This is a genomic window from Actinomadura chibensis NBRC 106107, assembly GCF_001552135.1.
In the GTDB taxonomy this organism is placed as follows: Bacteria; Actinomycetota; Actinomycetes; order Streptosporangiales; family Streptosporangiaceae; genus Spirillospora; species Spirillospora chibensis.
In genome coordinates, this window is record NZ_BCQP01000027.1 from 29,456 (window position 1) to 48,523 (window position 19,068).

Consider the following 19,068-nt stretch of genomic DNA (forward strand, 5'->3'; position numbering starts at 1 on the left):
GGGCATGGTGTCCGGTGTGTTGTCGGCGTCGTCTCCCGACCCGTCACGGCTGCTGGATGGCGAGGTCGGCCGGCGGGGATGCTCATTTCGGGGATGCCTGGCCGTCGGGTCGCCGAGGCTGTCGGCGACCGTATGGTCGAGATGGTGGGTGGATACGTTCGGTGCTGAATGGCGGGTGCGTCACTCTGCACTCTGGTTTCCGCTTGTAGGCGGATGAGTCGTAGGCCGCCGAGCGCTGGGCCGGGGCTTGGTGAGTGGGGCTTTTCTCGCCTCCGAAGCAGGGCGCGGATTGTTGCTCTATCCATTTGGCTATCTATCGAAACGCCATGCTGAGGCCGAAACCGGTCAGTTCTCTGATCGCGTACAGATATCGATAAGCGACTGTCCGTCACTCTTGCCTGGATCGATTAAAGGGAGACGTTCAGCGTCCCCTTCGGGCCTACCGAGCATTCATGTGATTTAGATCACAAAGAAGGATCAATCGGAGATCTTTTCAGGTTTCGGGTGGCGGGTTACGTTGAGGCGGTTTTGATCACCCTTTACGTCTTGGGGTTCATATGGGTCGCGGCCTTGTTTGCCGTTGCGCGTCTGTTCTTCGGTCGTTGTTATGGCGGCGTCCGGCGTCGTTGGCCCACCTTTTGGTGTTGGTGATGGTCGCCGCATTGGTGCAGGTTCCTTTGTTGTCGGTGCTGCCGAGTCCGGCGGTTCATGCTGCCGAGCCGAGGGCGGAGGCGACTGAGGAGCAGGCGTTGGCGGCGGCCCGGCGGTCGGGTGAGCCGGTGGAGGTGCTGGCGGGGCGGGGCGAGGACCGGACGGTGCGGGCGCTGCCGAACGGGCGGATGGAGGTCGAGCAGCACATCCAGCCGATCCGTGCTCGCCAGGACGGCGAGTGGGCCGCGATCGACACCGGCTTGCAACGTTCCGGCGATGGCGTGGTCCCGGGCGCGACGACGGTCGGGCTGCGGTTCTCTGGCGGTGGTAGCGGCCCGATGGCGCAGATGACACGTGCCGGTCGCAAGCTGGCGTTGACGTGGCCACAGCCGTTGCCGGAGCCGTCCATCGCCGGTGACACCGCGACGTATGCGGGTGTGCTGGGCGCGGGCGTCGATCTGCAGTTGCGGGCTGAGGCGGACGGTTTCGCGCACACGCTGGTGGTCAAGACGGCCGAGGCCGCCAAGGACCCGCGGCTGGCGCAGTTGGCGCTGGCGTTGTCGGCTCCGGGGCTGTCGGTGACGCGGGAGCCGGCGAGCGGGGTGCTGTCGGCCAGGACGTCCTCGGGCATGACGGTGTTCGACGCGCCGTCGCCGATGATGTGGGACTCCTCCACAGCGGCCGGCGGTGCGGGGTCGCCGACGGCGACCGTGCCGCAGGCGCGGGCGATGGACACGGGGGAGGGGCCCGCGGAAGGGGCCAAGACGGCGCCGGTCGATGTCGCGATCTCCGGCGGCACACTCACCCTGACCCCCGATCAGGGCCTGCTGACCGCGCCGGACACGACGTTCCCGGTGTACATCGATCCGGTGTGGGGAGCGCACAAGGCGTCCGCGTGGGGGATGGTGTCATCGGGTTATCCGAGCCAGTCGTATTACGAGTTCGGCGGCAAGTCGACCGAGGGTGTCGGACGCTGTGAGGTGGCCAAGGACGGCAACTGCGTCAAGAACCAGACCAAGCGGCTGTTCTACAAGGTGAAATTGCCGTCGCTGAAGGGCCGCTACGTCCAGGCTGTGGAGTTCACCGCCTTCGAGACCGGTGCTTACGACTGCAATAATCCGACCTCGATCCAGCTGTGGCGGACTCTGCAGTTGAAGTCGTATGCGACCTGGAACAACACGGTCGGGTCGTGGAACGACGGGGGAGCCTGGGGCGAGCGACTCACCTCGCGGGATGTGGCGTACTGTTCGAGGGCGCCGGTGGAGTTCGGCGGGTCGTTGCTGCGTGAGCATGTGCAGTCGGCGTTGGACAAGGGATATGGCGACATCACGTTCGGGCTGAAGGCCTACAGCGAGTCGACGATGGATTGGTGGAAGCGGTTCTCTAGCGACGCTTTCCTGACGATCCAGTACAACAATCCTCCCTACACCGTCAACTACAAGTCGATGAGCACCGATCCCGGCGGGTTGTGCGCACCCGGGAACGATCCGGTCGTCATCAACCGGGTGCCGAAGTTGACGGGGTACTTCTGGGATCCCGATGACGAGGACGCCAACAAGGTGCAGCCGGAGTTCGCCTCCCATTGGGACACCGGAGACGGGAAAGGCTTCATTCAGCGGTGGTCGTCCGGGCTGATCGCTCCGGCGGCCAGATCGGGGACGCCGCGCAGTGTCGTGATGCCGGGCACGATCCCGCAGAAGACGCTCATCGGCTGGCACGCGCGAGCGTGGGACGGCGAACTGTATGGGCCCTGGTCCTCGACGGGTGCGGCACCGGCCTGCTATTTCATCTACGACCCGTCCAAACCCGCTCCGACGATCACCTCGACCGACTATCCCGATGACGGTGAGTGGCACGGCGGCGTCGGGCAGGCGGGATCGTTCACCATCGCCGATCCCGAGGGAGTCGCCGACCGATACGAGGTCAGACTCAACCAACAACCGGTCATGACGGTGGCCACGACCGCCGGCGCCGCGCGGACGATCACGCTGGCACCTGACCGGTACGGCCCCAACTCGGTGAGCGTGATGGCGTTGGCGTCCTCGGCGCAGGACTCGGCGACCGCCAGCCTCAGTTTCCTGGTCAATGCCGGAGCCCCGGCCAAGGCGCACTTCACGCTGAACGAACCGGCGGGTTCCACAGCCGCGGCGGCGCAGACCCGCGACGGTGAACCGGCGGTCACCGCCGCCCTGGGCGGCGGCGGGACGTTCGGACAGCGGGGACAGCTCGGGACGGCGCTGACCTTGGACGGGACGGGCTCGGCTGGAACCAGCGGGCCGATCCTGGACACCGGCAAGCCGTTCGCGGTGTCGGTGTGGGCGCACCTGACCCAGGCGGGCGTGACGCAGACCGTCCTCAGCCAGGACGGAACGTCCAAGAGTGGCTTCTACCTCAAATACGACGGCGCTCTGAACAAATGGGTGTTCGCGATGGCGCCGTCCGACTCCGCTGAAGCCGGCACCACCCAGGCGGTATCGAAGAATCCGGCGGAGCTGAATACCTGGACCCATCTGGTCGGCGTGTACGACCAGACCAAGAAGCTGCAGATTTACGTCAATGGCGACGCCGGCACTCCCAGCCCGGTCGTGCCCGCGGCGTGGAACGCGACCCACGGGTTCCAGATCGGGCGTGGCCTATGGCTCGGCAATCCCGCCGACCAGTGGCACGGGATGATCGACGACGTCCACGTCTATGACCGGATCCTCTCCGCCAAGGAGATCACGGACCTGTACCAGCAGGCCCCGGTCCTGAAGGCCCGATGGAAACTCAACGCGGCGACCGGCGACCTCAGCGCCGGTGAAACCCATGGTGGAACGACGCTGCCGCTGAAGCTGCGCAATGGTGCGACCATTTCGTCCGGCGCGGGGTTCAAGGGGCCCTTCGTGTCGACAGCGGGACTGCAGTTGAACGGACTGGGCGCCTACGCCGAGGCCGACCCGGTCGATCCTGCGGCGGGGCAAGCGCTGATCTCCACCGACGAGAGCTTCACCCTGTCCGGCTGGGTGCAGAACCTGCAGCGGCCGCAGTCGACGGCCACGGTGTTCTCCGTCCCCGGAACTCAGACCAATGCGTTCGCGCTGCGCTATGTCCCGGACGCGGCCGAGCCGGCGGATCTGGGTGTATGGCAGTTGGAGATGAACAACGCCGATCTCCCGGCCGGTGACGCCTCCAAGCCACAGCGCCTGACCAGTAATTCGGCCTATACCGAAGACGACTGGGACCACATCGCGGTCGTCTACGACGCGACGAACCGGACCATGAGCCTGTATATCAACGGTTCCATGGTGAACGGCGCCGAAGGCGACTCCGAAGAAGGCGACGTACGTCCCTTCAAAGGCACTGGCGGGCTGCAGGTCGGCCGCAACGCCCTCGGTGGGGGAGGTGCGGGAACCGGCTTCTGGCCTACGGCCTTGGACGACGTCTGGCTGTATCGAGGCGTCCTGAGCCCCACCCAGATCGCCCAACTCGGCCAGCCGATCGAACTCGACACCGACGACGGACCCTAAACACCGCACCCATGCGCGGCAGACGCCTTGTGCCATGTGCACGGGCGCCTGCCGCCGAATCCAGCAGATCCAACGGTTCGTGGCCCCGGGCCTTCTCGGGGTTGGAGCAGGCGCGCGTGGGCGCAGGAGGAAGCCGTGAGAACAGGCCGCAAGACCCTGGTGCTGTCCCGTCCCCGGAGCGCCCGCGCGGTCGCGGCGGTCATGGCCGTGACCCTCGCCGCCGGGCTGTTGTCGGCTCCGCCGCCCGCGCTCGCCGAACCACCCAACGCACACCGTCCGACCATCCGCGATCACGAAGATCCGGTCAAAGGCCATGACCTGAAAGTCCGGCCGCGCAAGACGACGACGTTGAAACCGGGGCCGCCCGCCAAGGCCGCTTGGCCCAGGCCCGGCACCAGCGAGGTGTCCGTGCCCGCCGACACCAAGGAGAAGGTGCGGGCGGACGCGTTGCCGGTGCGGGTGCTGCCCGCCGACAAGCGTGGCGTACGCAACGGGATAGGGGCCGCTGCGAAAGTGCGGGTATCGGTGCTGGACCGCGCCACCGCGCCCAGAGCCGGTGTGGACGGATTGGCGTTCACCGTGGCCCGCACCGACAAATCACAGGCCGGTCAGGTCGGCGTCGAACTGGATTATTCGCAATTCGCGCAGGCGTTCGGCGGCTCTTACGGATCCCGACTGCGCCTGTACCAGATGCCCGCGTGCGCGCTCAGCACTCCCGACAGGCCCGAATGCCGACTGGCCGCGCCGCTCAAGGCCGTCAACAACGGTCGCGAGCAGACCCTCACCGCCCAGGTCACAGCCGCCCCCGCCCCGACTGCCACAGCGGCCCCGTCCGGGGGCCCGGCGGGAACGCTCCTGGTCGCCGCGGGGGGATCGTCGGGGCCGCAAGGTGACTTCAAGGCGACCTCACTGGAGGCGTCGGCGACCTGGCAGGCCGGGGGCAGCGGCGGCGAGTTCAGCTGGTCGTATCCGATGCGGGTGCCGCCCGTGCCCGGCGGCCTCACCCCGAACGTCGCGGTCACCTACTCATCGGGAAGCGTCGACGGCAAGACCGCCAACACCAACGGCCAGCCGTCCTGGCTCGGCGAAGGATTCGACCTTTGGCCGGGCTACATCGAACGGCGCTACAAGTCGTGCGAGGACGACGGCGCGCCCAAGGACGAGTGGGGAAACTCGCCAGGCGATCTGTGCTGGGGATATGACAACGCGACCGTTACCTGGAACGGCAAGGGCGGCGAACTGATCAAGGCCTCCGACGGTACCTGGCGGATGAAGGGCGACGACGGCACCAAGTTCGAAAAGCTCGCCGACAGGGACACCGGCAACGGCGACGACGACGGGGAGTACTGGAAGGTCACAACGACCGACGGCGTCCAGTATTTCTTCGGCCTCAATCGCGTACCCGGCTGGGTGAAAGACAAGCCCGAGACCGACTCCACCTGGACCACTCCGGTGTTCGGCGACGACGATAACGAGTTCTGCCACAGGTCGACCTTCGCCGATTCGTGGTGTCAGCAGGCCTACCGATGGAACCTGGACTACGTCGTCGACCCGTCCGGTAACGCCATTGTCTACAGCTACGCCAAGGAGACCAACCACTACGGCCGCAACCTCAAGGCCGCAGACGAAACCCCCTACGTGCGCGGCGGATATCTGAAGACGATCTCCTATGGGATGCGCAAGGACAAACTGTTCGACAAAGCGCCCGCACAAGTGAGCTTCACCCCCGCCGAACGCTGCATCCCGGACGCGACCTTCGACTGCGACCCGTCCAAGATCGACGACAAGCCGGACTCGTGGTGGGACGTCCCGTGGGACATGCACTGCGACTCCGGCCAGGAATGCAAGGACACCCACGGCACGCTCTCGCCGACGTTCTGGTCCCGCAAACGCCTCGCCCAGGTCACCACCCAGATCCTCAAACCGGACGGTTCGGGGTACCGGCCGGTGGACTCCTGGGCGTTCACCCACGCCTGGGGCCTGGCCGACATCGACCGCGACCTGCTGCTGACCAGCATCCAGCACACCGGCCACGCCGCCGACGGGACGTTCGTCACGCTGCCGAAGACCACGATCAGCAACGTCCAACTGCCCAACCGGCTGGACAGGACCGGCGACGACATCCAGCGCTACGTCCGCTACCGGGTCGGAGCGATCGACGACGAGTCCGGCGGGCAGATCGACGTCAGCTACTCCACCCCCGAATCGAGCTGCTCCCCGACGGACCGGCCCACCCCGGAGACCAACACCACCCGCTGCATGCCGGTGATCTGGACACCGCCCGGTCACGAAGAACCGATGACCGACTGGTTCCACAAGTACGTGGTGACCAGCGTGATGCAGACCGACCTCACCGGCGGCTCACCGGAAATGGTCACCAAATACCAGTACCTGGGCGGCGCCGCCTGGCACTACGACGACGATGACGGCCTCACCAAGGACAAGAACAAGACCTGGTCGCAATGGCGCGGCTATGGCCAGGTCCGCACCTTCACCGGCGACTACAACGATCCCGCCACCCAGACCGACACCTTCTACTTGCGTGGAATGGACGGCGACCGAAAGAACAAAGACGGCGGCGAAAAGTCGGTCACCGTCTCCGACGGTGAGGGCGGCACCCATACCGACCACGACCCCTTCGCCGGGTTCACGCTCAAGACCGTCACCTATGACAAGCCCGGCGGCCCGGTCTACACCAAGACCGTCAACACCCCGTGGAAGGCGCAGACCGCGTCCCGGACACGGTCATGGGGCACCACCACCGCCAACGTCACCGCCACCGATTCCACCCAGACCTGGACGGCCAAGGACGGCGGCGGCTGGACCCAGACCAAGAGCGACAACACCTACCAGGCCTCAGGCCCCGGCGTGGGCCGCACCACCAAGGTCGACGACCTCGGCGACGTCACCACCGCGGCCGACGACAAATGCACCACCACCAACTACGCCGACAACACCGGCGCCTGGATGGTGAACTCCCCGTCCCGCGTCGAAACCGTCGCGGTCAACTGCTCGACCACCCCCGACCGGTCCACCCAGGTCGTGTCCGACGTCCGCACCTACTACGACAATGGCGGCTTCGGCGACGGACCCACGGTCGGGAACGTCACCAAGGTCGAAAAGATCGCCTCCCACAACGGCACCGCCGCGACCTATGCCACCCAGGCGGAGACACGCTACGACGCCTACGGGCGAACCATCCAGGCCACCGACGCCGCCGGCCACGTCACTACCAGCACCTACAGCGAAACCCAGGGCCTCACCACCCAGGTCACCACGACCGGTCCTCCGGCCAAACCCGGGGATTCCTCCACATCGTTGACCCGGACCCAGCAACTCGACCCCGCCTTGGGCCTGCCGGTCACCGAATTGGACGTCTCCAACGGCAACCTGCGCACCGACCTGACCTACGATCCGCTCGGACGGCTGCTGAAGGTCTGGCTGCCGAACCGCCGCAAAGCCACCGACAACCCCACCTACGAATACTCCTACCGGGTCACCCAGGGACAGATTGTCGCGGTCACCACCAAGACCCTCACCGCCGACGGCAACCAGAAACTCGGACAGATCGAACTGCTCGACGGGCTGCTCCGCACCCGCCAGATCCAGGCCCCCGGCCCGGACGGCCGACTGATCTCCGACACCTTCTACGACAACCGCGGGCAGGCCACCAAGACCTACGCTCCCTACAGCGCCACTGGAGCCCCCGAAGCCACCCTGTTCGGCGTCGACGTTCCCGGCGAGATCGAAACCCAGACCCACACCGACTACGACGGCCTGGGCCGCAAGACCGTCGAACGCCTGAGCACCGGCAACGGCGACCAGCCCGACAGCGAACTGTGGCGCACCACCTACGCCTATGGCGGCGGCAACCGCGTCTCGGTCACACCCCCCAGCGGCGGCACCCCCACCGCCCAGATCACCGATGCCCGCGGCCAGGTCATCCAACGCCGCCAGTACAAGGCCGCCACCCCCACCGGCGACTACGACGCCACCACCTACACCTACACCCCCGCCGGCGAGATCGCCTCGGTCACCGACCCGTCCGGCAACACCTTCACCACCACCTACGACCTGCGCGGCCGCAAGACCCAAACCACAGACCCCGACAAGGGCGCCACCACCTTCACCTACAACGACCTGGACCAGGTCACCTCCACCACCGACGCCCGCGGCAAGAAGATCTTCATCGACTACGACGGGCAAGGCCGCAAGACCGCCACCCACGACGGATCAGCCGACGGCCCGATCCTGGCCTCCTGGACCTACGACACCAGCACTCGAGGCAAGGGCAAGCTCGCCTCAGCCACCCGGCACACCGCCAACGGCGACTACACCAACGGCGTCTACAAGTACGACACCCTGGGACGCCCCGAAACCACCACCCTGACCGTCCCCGCCTCCCAGGGCCCCCTCGCGGGAACCTACGCCTTCTCCACCACCTACAACGCCGACGGCACCGTCAAAGGCCAGACCATGCCCGCGGCCGGCGGACTGCCCGGCGAAAGCCTCGTCTACTCCTACGACACCTGGCAGCGCCCCACCGGACTGACCGGTAAAGCCACCTATGTCAACACAGCCCAATACACCCCCACCGGCAAACCCACGCTCGTCGAGTACGGGACCGACCCCACCAAACAGGCCTGGCAGACCTTCTCCTACGAGTACGGCACCCAGCGTCTGGCCAACGCCCGCACCACCCGCGCAGGCATCAGCGGCGCCGACCGCAACGCCACCTACCACTACACCGACGCCGGCACCGTCACCTCCATCGCCGACAACTCCCGCGACGGCACCGACAACCAATGCTTCACCTACGACCACCTGCAACGCCTCACCGAAGCCTGGACCCAAACCACCACCGACCCCTGCGCCACCGAACCCACCACGGCGCTGATCGGCGGTCCCGCACCGTACTGGCAGACCTTCACCTACGACACCGCCGGAAACCGCAAGACCCAGACCCTGCACGGGACCGGCGGCAAACCCGACACCACCCGCACCTACACCTACGCCGCCCCCGGCAACGGCAACCGGCTCAACACGGTCGTCCAAACCGGCGGCGAAGGCGACCGCACCGAGACCTATGCCTACGACGCCACTGGCAACACCACCACCCGCACCACCGCCGACGGCAGCCCGTCCACCAGCACCCAGACCTTCGACTGGGGCACCGAAGGCGAACTGACTAAAGTCACCGAGAACGGCAACGACGAGACCTACGTCTACGACGCCGACGGAAACCGCCTCATCCGAAAGGACCCCGCCGGCGCCACCCTGTACATGCCCGATGGCACCGAGCTACGCGCCCTCAACGGCGCGGCCACCGCCACCGGCACCCGCTACTACACCTTCGCCGACCAGACGGTCGTGATGCGCACCTCCGACGGTGCCCTCACCTACCTGACCGCCGACACCCAAGGCAGCGCCCAAGCCGCCATCAACGCTGCCGGCCAGCAGACCACCATCCGCCGCTTCGACCCCTTCGGCAACATCCGCGGCTTCGACGAGGATGCGACCTGGCCCGGCGAAAAGGGCTTCGTCGGCGGCACCCAGGACCCGACCGGCCTCACCCACCTCGGCGCCCGCCAATACGACCCCCAGACCGGCCGCTTCATCTCCGTCGACCCCCTTATGGACCAGGCCGACCCCCAACAGATGAACGGCTACACCTACGCCAACAACAACCCCACCACCTACGCCGACCCCGACGGCACCTGCCCTCCCGACATCTGCGGCAACGGCGTTATCAACGTCGGTCACAAGACACCAGCGAAAAATGGCGGCTGCGGCCACGACTGCGGAAACCCGCCTCGCGGTTTCGGACACCCGCCTACCCGTTCTGCCGATGGGAACCCAGTCGACAAGCCAGTCAAGGCCCGCTGGGGCGACCAGACGGTGCATGCCCCGAACCTCGTAGTGTACTGGACCGCCGTCTACAAGATGCTCCAAATGGTATATGACCGCCACAATGGGGATCTCGGTCCGCTGGACCCGCAGTTGATGCCTGAATGCGGCGTCAACAGTGGGGACAGTAGTGCCTGTGGAATCGGAGACCTCGGTCGTCTTGGCAACTTCGGCAAACTAATCTGCCAAATCGGCCACTTCACATGTGATCGCATGTCCGGAGGACAATTCCTCAGTGCAGGGATAGGTGGCTGGGACGGGTCCCTCGGCAGAGACGGCGGCGTCACCGGCGCCGAGGGCATCGGTGGAATGGGGCGAGGTCGCCCCGGAGCAGGGGGAGGACTCGGAGGGTGTAGCAGCTTTGTCCCAAGTACCTCGGTGCTCATGGCCGACGGCAGCCAGAAGGCCATCGAGGACATCAAAGTCGGCGACAAGGTTCTTGCTACCGACCCGGAAACAGGGATGACCACGGCCCAACCCGTGCTGGGCACCATCACCAGCAAGGGCGACAAGAACCTAATCCAGATCAGCATCGATGGAGACGCCCCGGTCCGTTTCCAGCTCACCGGTGATGAGCCAAGCCGTAGCGCCTCCAAGCCTCACACCCTGAAGGGAGCGAACAGCGGTGTCGTCATCGCCACCGACGCTCATCCCTTCTGGGTCGCCGGCAACATCAACGCTTGGGTCAAGGCCGCCGAGCTCAAACCCGGCATGTGGCTCCGCACCAGCGCTGGCACCTACGTCCAGATCACCACAACCAGGCACTGGACCGTCCAACACCAGCGCGTCCATAACCTTACAACCGCCAACTTTCACACGTACTATGTGCTGGCAGGGGTTACGCCGTTCCTGGTTCACAATGCCGGGGGAGATGCTAGGTTCAGGTACCTCGATCGCCCTGGGTACAGCAATTATGTACTTGTCGATCGCGGCGGTAACGTTTACTACTCCGGAATGTTCGGTCCGGGCGCTACCCCGGCGAGTACTCAGTATCGCCACGGGAACAACCACAACCGGTTCAGCCTCGCGAACGGAGACTCCATGAGGTTGATGCCTGGAACGAGGACGTATGGTGAGGCTCGGCTCATGGAGCAGCGGCTCATGGAGCAGTACGGTACATATATCGGTCGAAACGGTAACAACTACCGTGGCAATCGCCAGAATCCGCTTGCTGGAAAGAAGCGGGTCGAATACGAAGGTTACGAGGCGAAGAAGCTTGGAGGGTGCCCGTGAGTGACGTCGAAGCATTGGTTTCCGAACTTGCTTCAATCTCGGCAGAGTTCGGGGAGCAAGTCGGCAGGAGGCCGTCCCTTGGAGAACTTCTGGAACTCCTTGGATGGGCATCGCATGGAGTGTATCCGGCGCCGCTCGCATTCAACGTGAACTTGAAAGGGGGCAGGCGTTATTCGGGCCTGGGCGGCTCACTAGTGGGCGAGCTGAACGACTCGATCTTCGTTGACGCCACTTCATTTCTGGCCGCCATGGCGGAGGGCGCAGATGGTCGCCTTTCGTCGACGTCGAAGTTGGCCTCGTCTCTGACGTCGGCCCTCAAGGATCCCAGAATTTCTCTGGAGGATGTTGCCGGAGGTGATATCGCGGAACTGACTGTCGATGCCGTAAAGAACATCAGTAAGCCTAGAATCGGTGCTATCCTGGCTATCCCAGCTAGCCCAGCTAGGGGTGGCGGATATTATTTGGCTTCGGTCGTGGCGCGAAACCGCTTTGGCACTGCACTCGGTCTTCTTCGTGGAAAATTTGACATCCCGAGGATCGTGAGCGGGGGAAATCTGACGGTGCGTCAGTTTCCTATTTACACGGATGATCGGCTCGTTGCTAATGGAGCCTGGAAGGTCGTCGGCCATGACGATGATCTCCTATCTCTATTCCCTGCGGAACCGGAGATCTATCACGCGCCGGACTTGCAATGGCCCGGCATGGAACTCGGTGAATTCGGTGCCGCCGAGAAGCCGTCTGGGGAGATTCGGCTGATCGAGATTGATGAGGCGCGCGCAGTGGGTCTTCTCGATGGCTCCTACCGGCAGTCCTACCCCGGGGAATTCTTGGAGCAGGCTTTGGAGAATTTGGTCGATCGCTAAGTGGAAGTCCAGGCGTCGCAAAAGCATTTCCGCCGCAATTCGTGAACGGATTTTGTTGACATGTCGGGAGCTGGATACCATTGAGGTATTCCGGCCTGGTCTTCGGCGGCCGGGCCGCTCGGGTCGCCGGGGAACTCCAGTCGGGCACCATCGACCTCGCACGTCTCCCTCGATCGGGACGATCTGCCCGTCCGCGTGGTGGTGGGTCGGCCGGGCCCGCTCGTCGTCGGTAGCGAGCCACTGCTTCCACCACCGCTCACCGGACGCTGGCACCCACGCCCCCGAGTACGCGCTCCCGTTCAGCGCGCCGATCGTCTCCGTCCGCGCGATCCGCCGGACGCCGCCGTACCGCTGCCGGTCCGCGTCGTCCAACCGCTGGTAGACGCCGCGCAGCTCTCGCCGCCTGGCCGCGACCTTCACGCTGTTGAGCTGGCCGAGTTACGGATGCGGTGCAGCTCGGCGGCACGGGTCCGCAGCGCGGGGGATGCCGCGTTGATCTGCAGCAGGTCACCCAGCCGATCCCCGCATCTGACTTGGGCCGCTCGCCATGCGACATCGCCTCGGCCAGCTCCGCGCGGACCAGTTCGAACACCTCGGAAGGCCACTTCCGCGGGGACAGGTCGTCGGACACCTCCTGCAGATACGCCTCCCGGTCCGGGGCCGCCACCGCGGCGGCTTGCGCGTACCGGGCGAACTCGGTACCCCACGCCGTCAAGAGCCGCGGGATGATCAGCCGCTCGACCAGGTCGATCCATATAAGAGGGGCGGGCCAGCGCGCCACGTCCTGCGGATCGCCTCGGACACTCCGGTGGTCACCGTGGCCTCGACACGAGCGATCTTCGCGCCTTGCCGCATCCGCGCGGCCCACAGGTCGACGCCGCGCAACCATCTCGGCGAGGTGATGCCGTGTCGCATCCGGCCTGCCGCAGCGTCATCTGCAGGTACCGTGTCGCGTGCCGGTGCCCGGTCAGGATTAGGGCGCGCACGTAGTCGTCCACCGTCAGGTGCAGGCATGGCGCGTCCGGCAGGACAGTCCGCAGCTCGCGGTACGAGGACGGTGGCCTGGTGCGCCGACCCCCGGTTCGACGGGCCGACACGACCGACGACGGCCGGGTGTACGGACATACGGCCCTGTGGGGGAGCTGCCATGTTGTGTTCCCCGGCGAGTGCAAGCCTCTGCCGCGCTCGGCTACGGCGTATGTGTACATCCACGTGAGCCCGCTGCGGCTGGACTCTGGTGAGCTGATCGAGGTCGGGACGATCACTCAGCGGCAGGGGCGATCGAGCGACAGAGTCGCTCACTGACCGGCGTGGACGAGTCGGCGCCGCACCGCTACCAGACCGTCACAGCAGGGGTGGTCACGAGTTTCGACCGCGCTCGGCCGGCAGGCGGGAACTGGGCCGCCGGTTCCAGAGTTGTGGGCCGGTGCTCGGTCGGCTTGGTGTCGGTCGGCCGGTGAGGTGGTCGATGCGCCAGGCGATGACTCTGGCGATCGAGTTGGGTTTTTGAAAGCTCGGCTGTTGGTGACGGCGCGCTGGAGTAGTTTCTCTGGTTGGTGGCCGACGGCGTGGGCTTTGCGGAGATTGGCGAGGACGGTTTCCAGGCCGGGTCGGCGGCGACCTCATTGGAAGCTGCCATCTCCGAGTGTTGAGGGAGGTGAGCGCGCAGGACGTCGAGGTATTGAGCGTCGGGCCTGTGCAGGGCTTCGCCGAGGCGCCGGTGGATGGGGCCTTTCAGCAGGCCCGCCGAGTCGACCGGGCCGACCGGCGTTGGCGGCTGCTTGGACGAGGGCGGTGATGTCAGTGCCCTGGGCGTGGGCGCGGTGGCAGGGCCCGGCGCCCACGGCCATCCGGAAGGTGGGCAGGCTCCATGCCGCCCGGTCCCGAGCTGGGCCAGCGGCGGGCACGACACGGCATCCTCCCAGCGCACAGCGCGGAGTGTGCTCAGGTCCTGACTGCATAGGCGTCCGGGGACGGGTCCAATTCGGCGGCCAGCGCGCCGCACCACGTCGGCCAACCCCGGGCCCGTCCGGATGCCTGCGTACAAGCTTCACAGAGGTCTGCCGCAGCGGGGCACTGAACCAAGAAAAGGATTCCTTCCAGTGTCCGTAGCATCAGCCCATGAGTGCCGATGCTGAAGGTGTGGAGCGGCTGGTGGCGGCGTGGGGTCGGATAGAGACCTGGCTTGAGGTGCATGCGCCGGGGTCTGCCGTGCTGCTGCGCCCGCCGGCCAGCGAGGCTGATGTTGTTGCGGCGGAGGCGGCGATGGGGGTGGGACTGCCCGCGACTCTGGCGGCCTGGTACCGGATTCATGATGGGGTCGACGAGGAGCGCACGCCCGACGCGGTCGAGGTCGCCGGAATCCTTCCGACGGGCAAGGCGATGCTTCCGCTCGATCGACTGGTCGGCGAGTACCGGACGCACACCGAGGAGTGGGACGACCGGGAAGCGGGCATCCTGCCGTTCGCGCGGACGCCCGGGGACACCTGGTACGGGTGGTACGTCGATGCGCGTGGGAGCGAGCCTTCCTATGGCAACCTCGGCAGTTGGGCGGTCGATCAGGCGGACGAGCCGTACCCGTGGCCCTCCGACGGGTGGCCCTTGCCGGACTGGCTGACAGAGATCGCCGTTGCTCTCGAACAGGGACGTCCGATGAAGCTTCCGAACGGGGCCGAGATAGCGGGGGATCGTCCCGCGCTCTACCGGAACGGACTGACGTGGGTGGATGCGAGGCATCCGCACATCGACGCGGTTGTCCTCGACGGACCCAGGTGACCTAAGGCGGGCGGCCCCGTTGGGATCCGCCCCGCCCTGAATCGGTCCGCCCTCGGTCAGGGCTTGGGCACGGTGCACCGTACAGTCGCTGCGGTGGCGTCGCAGTGCACGAAACCGGGGGTGCTTGTCGATTTCCGGAGTCGTGTGCACAGATGCCCGGAGTCGTGTGCACAGATGCCCGGAGTCGTGTGCACAGGACTCAGGGTGCTAGAGGTCGAGGGTGATGCCATCGCTGTCGCCGCGTTGGGCCAATCGTCGGTGCAGGTCGCCTCGGGTGTCGATGGAGAGCTGGCGGAACCGTTTCGGATAGCGGGCGGCCAGGTCCCAGTACAGCCCGCCCGCCTCCCTCGCCACCCGCAGTTGCTCGTCGTGCTTACCCACTTGCCCAGGGCGATCGCGAGGCTGGTCAGGGCATTGGCTAGGTCGGATGGGTTCTCGGTGGTGCGGGTGTGGTGCAGGTGGTGACGAGGCTGGATGCGGTCGTCGTCACCGATCACGGCATCGTGAACGGCGGGCGTGGTGACTGCGTCGGAGCGTTGTGGGCGAGGTGGCGCCGGGCGGCGCGCATGGGCGTGTGTGGCCGAGCTCGGCGTGATGGCAAACCGTTACGGGTGCGGCCGTTGGCAGCGGGATTCTGGATGCTGGCGGCAGCAGGGGCGGCTGCGTTGGCGATCTGGCTGACTACCGCCTGGATGCTGGACGTCGCCGACGACGCCCCGCCGGCACCGACCGGACCAAGATCCGGGTGGACGCCGTGCGCACCGGCCTGGCCGCCGGTGGCGGCGCGGGTGCGGTGGTCGGGCTGATGCTGGCGTTCCGGCGGCAGCGGAACGCCGAGCTGGCGACCGCGCTGGGGCAGTTGGACGCGGGCGAGCGGCGGATCACCGAGCTGTACAACGCCGCCGAGCGGCTCGGTTCCGACAAGGCCCCGGTCCGCCTCACCGCCCTTTACACCCTGGAACGGCTGGCCAACGACAACCCCGACATCAGCAGACCATCGTTAACATCATCCGCGCCTACTTGCGCATGCCCTATTCCAACCTCCGGCTAACGGTCCCGACCAGGAGGACGAACACCGCGAACGCGCACGCCGCCCGCTACCGCGCAGCCCGAGACAACCGGCCTGCTCCCGTCGAGGCCGCATCCCATGGTGCGGACCCACACGAGGAACGCCAAGTCCACCTCACCCTCGGCTAGTGGGCGACAGTCCGCAGTTCATCACTGTCCTGGACCTCTCAACGTCGCAAGAGTGGGGCCGGGTCGCCCGCGCCGCCGTCCCGAGCACGTGCTGGTCGACAAGGCCTATTCTTCACACGCCAACCGCGCCTACCTGCGCCGACGCGGGATCGGGCACACGATTCCTGTTCCAGCCGACCAGCAGCAGCATCGCAGCGACTACGGGCGCTGGGGGCAGGCGCCCGCTCGACTTCGCCGCCGAGCGCTACAAGCAGCGCAACACCGTCGAACGCGCCATCAATCGCCTCAAACAGTTCCGAGCCGCCGCAATCTGATTCGACAGAAGCGGCTACCTCCTCACCGGCACCATCACCGTCGCCGTCCTGCTCCTCCAGCTGCGCACCTGATCCAAGAAGCAGGCCCTAGGCCCACACAGAGGACGCCGGCGGAGTAAAGCGTCCGCGAGCAGGTCTGCAACAACGGTTAAGGAAACCGCCGTCTGTGACCTGCCCGTGAAGAGGCTGAGATCGCCCCCCGACGTCGAAGACCACTGCGGTGGCAGGGGCGTTTGATCGCGATGTCAAGTCCTCGGGCCCGCGGCCGCTATTCCGGATGACCACACGCCCGAGGACTTGTTCATGTCAGGGCCTTGCGCTGAACGGAGCGCTGACATGGATGCTCATATGAGCGGCGGCTAATTGTTGTTGAAGCAGCGGGCAGAAGACGCTGTGTCGTTCTCGCTCGACGTGAGGTTGACTCGGTAGCCGTTCTTCATCGGGTGGTCTTGGCCGGGCTCGGACCTGTAGTCGTCGTGCTCGTACCAGTAGCAGAGGACGCCGGAGTCGTTGGACCAGGAAGACATCTGGTCGTTGAAGTTCAGGTCGGGATGGCGGAAGTCCCTGGCGCCCTTGCCTCTGGTGAGGGCGACGCCGCCGCCCCTGTAGTTGAAGTCGCGATACATGCACAGGCTGTTCGCCGGGCAGTTGGAACCGGTGAACGTGGTCGCCTCCGGGTGAGCGGCGGCGGACGCCGGGACAGCGAAGACCGCAGCGGATGCCGGGACGGCCAAGACGCTGGCCAGCGCGGTGGTAATGCGCGCGACGCCATGCGGCGCAGTCAGGCGCGACATTGAATATGCCCCCTTCTGTTGCGGAGTGTGGCTACATAGTCACAATCTGTCGCCACAGTGAGGGAGGACAACCCTTGTCGGGTCTGTTTACGGCAATGACACCGACTGGGGTGAGCCCTGGCCAGGTCATGCGGGATGGTTCGCGACCTGAGTGACGGCTAGGGCCCTGTTTCTTGGATCGAACAACGGTGGGCGTTGGTTGGGTCACTGTGGTTGACGGTTCGGTCGTGACTTGACCGATGCGCAGTGGGAGCGGCTGGCGCCGCTGTTGCCGCCAACGGGTGGCCGGGGTGGCCGGTGGGCCGATCATCCTCAGGTGATCAATGGAATCTGTCACCGGGTGCGGACCGGGGGTGCCCTGGCGTGATCTGCTGCCGGAGTTCGGGGAGTGGATCAACGTCTACAAGCGGTTTGACGGCGACCGTCCCTCTGGGACGGTCCCCACGGCCTCGATCTCGGCGATGGACTCCAGGATCAGCCGCAGGCCGTCCCGGTACGCCGGATGGTCGTCGGCGAGCAGTACCCGAGGCGTCACGGCGCGCTCCGTGCGAGGCGCAGCGGCTCTGGCGGCAGGACGGCGTGGACGCGCGCCCCCCGCCGGTCCACGCCTTCACCGCGCACTGTCCGCCGAGTCCACCCAACCATTCCGGGGAGCGAACTCACGGAAGTGGGTGACGCGGCCCTGTTCCACGGCCCACGCGGGACTTCCTCCATCCAGCGCCTCGACCTGGGTGCGCCCGGACCGATGCTGAACAGCAACTCCTCCAACGCCTAGCCGCTCGGCGATGTCAGTCACCTATCCTCGCGACCGCTGGGATCAGACAGGGCGGTGAGCAGTTGAGATCAACGCCACAGCGACACAAGCGTCTCTTGGCCTGCCCAGTTGTCGTACTCCACCCCTAGCGCGTGCCGGATCCGGCGTTTCTCGCGGACGGCGAGCTGGCATGGGAGCGCCTGGACGACCAGGACTTCGTCTCATCGTCAGGGAGCTCGATCGCGGCTAGTGGGTTTCGTGGGCGGTGTCGGCGACCTCCTGGAGGACGTCGATCAGGTGTGTCCGGTTGGTGTGGAAGCGGTCCACCGGCATGGTCAGCGCGAGGGCGGAGTTGGCCCACTGGCCTTCGCGTAGTGGGACCGCGATGCCGCATACGCCCTGGAGGTACTCCTCGCGGTCGATGGAGTAGCCGCGCCGCCGGGTCTCGGCGAGTTCCTTTTCCAGGGCGTCCCGTTCCACGATGGTGGCGGGGGTGCGCCCGATCAGCGAGGTGGTGTCGAGGTAGTTTGCGGCTCGCGCGGGTGGTCCGAACGCGAGCAGGCACTTGCCGGAGGCCCGCGCGTGCACGTCGCCGGACAGCCCGACCCGCAGGCCGGCGACGCGCACCGCGTGGTCTCCTTCCGCCACGGCGGCTATCACCACGTCGTCGCCGGTCCAGTTGGACACGTATCCGGACTCGCCGGTCGCCTGGACGGCCCGTTGCAGGGCGGCCAGGGCGGCGGGGGACGGCTTGGCGTCGGGCGCGAGCCGGCCGTGCAGGTCGAGGATCTTCGTCCGCGACCAGGAGTAGGTGCGCCCGCGTTTGGTGAGGTATCCGCCCTCGACCAGCGTGTTGAGCAGGTGCACCACGGTCGTGAGGTTCAGGCCGAGCCGGGTGGCGATCTCCTGGGCGCGGGGCGGGGCGCCGGCTTCGGCCACCGTGTCCAGCACGGCGAGGGCCCGGGAGACCGACTGCACCAACCCCTTGCGCGGCTTAACTTCAGCATTGTGCAAGCTACTACGTTCCTCAGGCACTTTCTTCCCTTCGGGGGTTGACGTGCTCATACTGGCACG

Annotated in this window: 10 protein-coding genes; 6 read left to right on the top strand and 4 right to left on the bottom strand. The window is 66.4% G+C overall.

Annotation, left to right across the window (positions count from 1 at the left end; translation table 11 throughout):
- The first annotated feature begins 650 nt into the window (after positions 1-650).
- From ACH01S_RS15680 to ACH01S_RS15695, 4 genes are all read left to right on the top strand, one after another.
- On the top strand, positions 651-4,157 hold the full coding sequence (locus ACH01S_RS15680; protein WP_246237217.1) for a LamG-like jellyroll fold domain-containing protein: 3,507 nt from the start codon (positions 651-653) through the stop codon (positions 4,155-4,157).
- Positions 4,158-4,292: 135 nt separating this feature from the next.
- Positions 4,293-11,297, top strand: a complete 7,005-nt coding sequence (locus ACH01S_RS15685; protein ID WP_148344808.1) for an RHS repeat-associated core domain-containing protein — start codon at positions 4,293-4,295, stop codon at positions 11,295-11,297.
- Positions 11,294-12,160: a hypothetical protein gene (locus ACH01S_RS44430; RefSeq protein ID WP_169809276.1), complete on the top strand. Its 867-nt coding sequence runs from the start codon at positions 11,294-11,296 to the stop codon at positions 12,158-12,160. Before ACH01S_RS15685 ends, ACH01S_RS44430 begins: the two co-directional genes overlap by 4 nt.
- A 2,121-nt stretch (positions 12,161-14,281) precedes the next feature.
- On the top strand, positions 14,282-14,935 hold the full coding sequence (locus ACH01S_RS15695; RefSeq protein ID WP_067891584.1) for an SMI1/KNR4 family protein: 654 nt from the start codon (positions 14,282-14,284) through the stop codon (positions 14,933-14,935).
- Positions 14,936-15,142: 207 nt separating this feature from the next.
- On the opposite strand, the gene ACH01S_RS43540 is transcribed toward ACH01S_RS15695, so the two are convergent.
- Positions 15,143-15,316: a hypothetical protein gene (locus tag ACH01S_RS43540; RefSeq protein ID WP_157406287.1), complete on the bottom strand. Its 174-nt coding sequence runs from the start codon at positions 15,314-15,316 to the stop codon at positions 15,143-15,145.
- A 364-nt stretch (positions 15,317-15,680) separates the two neighbouring features.
- On the opposite strand from ACH01S_RS43540, the gene ACH01S_RS15700 reads away from it, so the two are divergent.
- On the top strand, positions 15,681-15,986 hold the full coding sequence (locus ACH01S_RS15700) for a hypothetical protein (protein ID WP_067891586.1): 306 nt from the start codon (positions 15,681-15,683) through the stop codon (positions 15,984-15,986).
- 819 nt (positions 15,987-16,805) lie between these two features.
- Here ACH01S_RS15700 and ACH01S_RS15710 read toward each other — a convergent pair.
- The gene (locus ACH01S_RS15710; RefSeq protein WP_067891588.1) at positions 16,806-17,240 is read right to left on the bottom strand and encodes a peptidase inhibitor family I36 protein; all 435 of its coding nucleotides are present in this window, start codon (positions 17,238-17,240) and stop codon (positions 16,806-16,808) included.
- 232 nt (positions 17,241-17,472) lie between these two features.
- Here ACH01S_RS15710 and ACH01S_RS42245 point away from each other — a divergent pair, with 232 nt between their 5' ends.
- On the top strand, positions 17,473-17,607 hold the full coding sequence (locus ACH01S_RS42245) for a transposase (protein WP_083980735.1): 135 nt from the start codon (positions 17,473-17,475) through the stop codon (positions 17,605-17,607).
- Between the two features lie 33 nt (positions 17,608-17,640).
- On the opposite strand, the gene ACH01S_RS45980 is transcribed toward ACH01S_RS42245, so the two are convergent.
- Both ACH01S_RS45980 and ACH01S_RS15715 read right to left on the bottom strand, forming a co-directional pair.
- Positions 17,641-17,775, bottom strand: a complete 135-nt coding sequence (locus tag ACH01S_RS45980) for a response regulator (RefSeq protein WP_148344806.1) — start codon at positions 17,773-17,775, stop codon at positions 17,641-17,643.
- A 465-nt stretch (positions 17,776-18,240) separates the two neighbouring features.
- Positions 18,241-18,972, bottom strand: a complete 732-nt coding sequence (locus tag ACH01S_RS15715; RefSeq protein ID WP_067891591.1) for an IclR family transcriptional regulator — start codon at positions 18,970-18,972, stop codon at positions 18,241-18,243.
- Positions 18,973-19,068 lie beyond the last annotated feature (96 nt).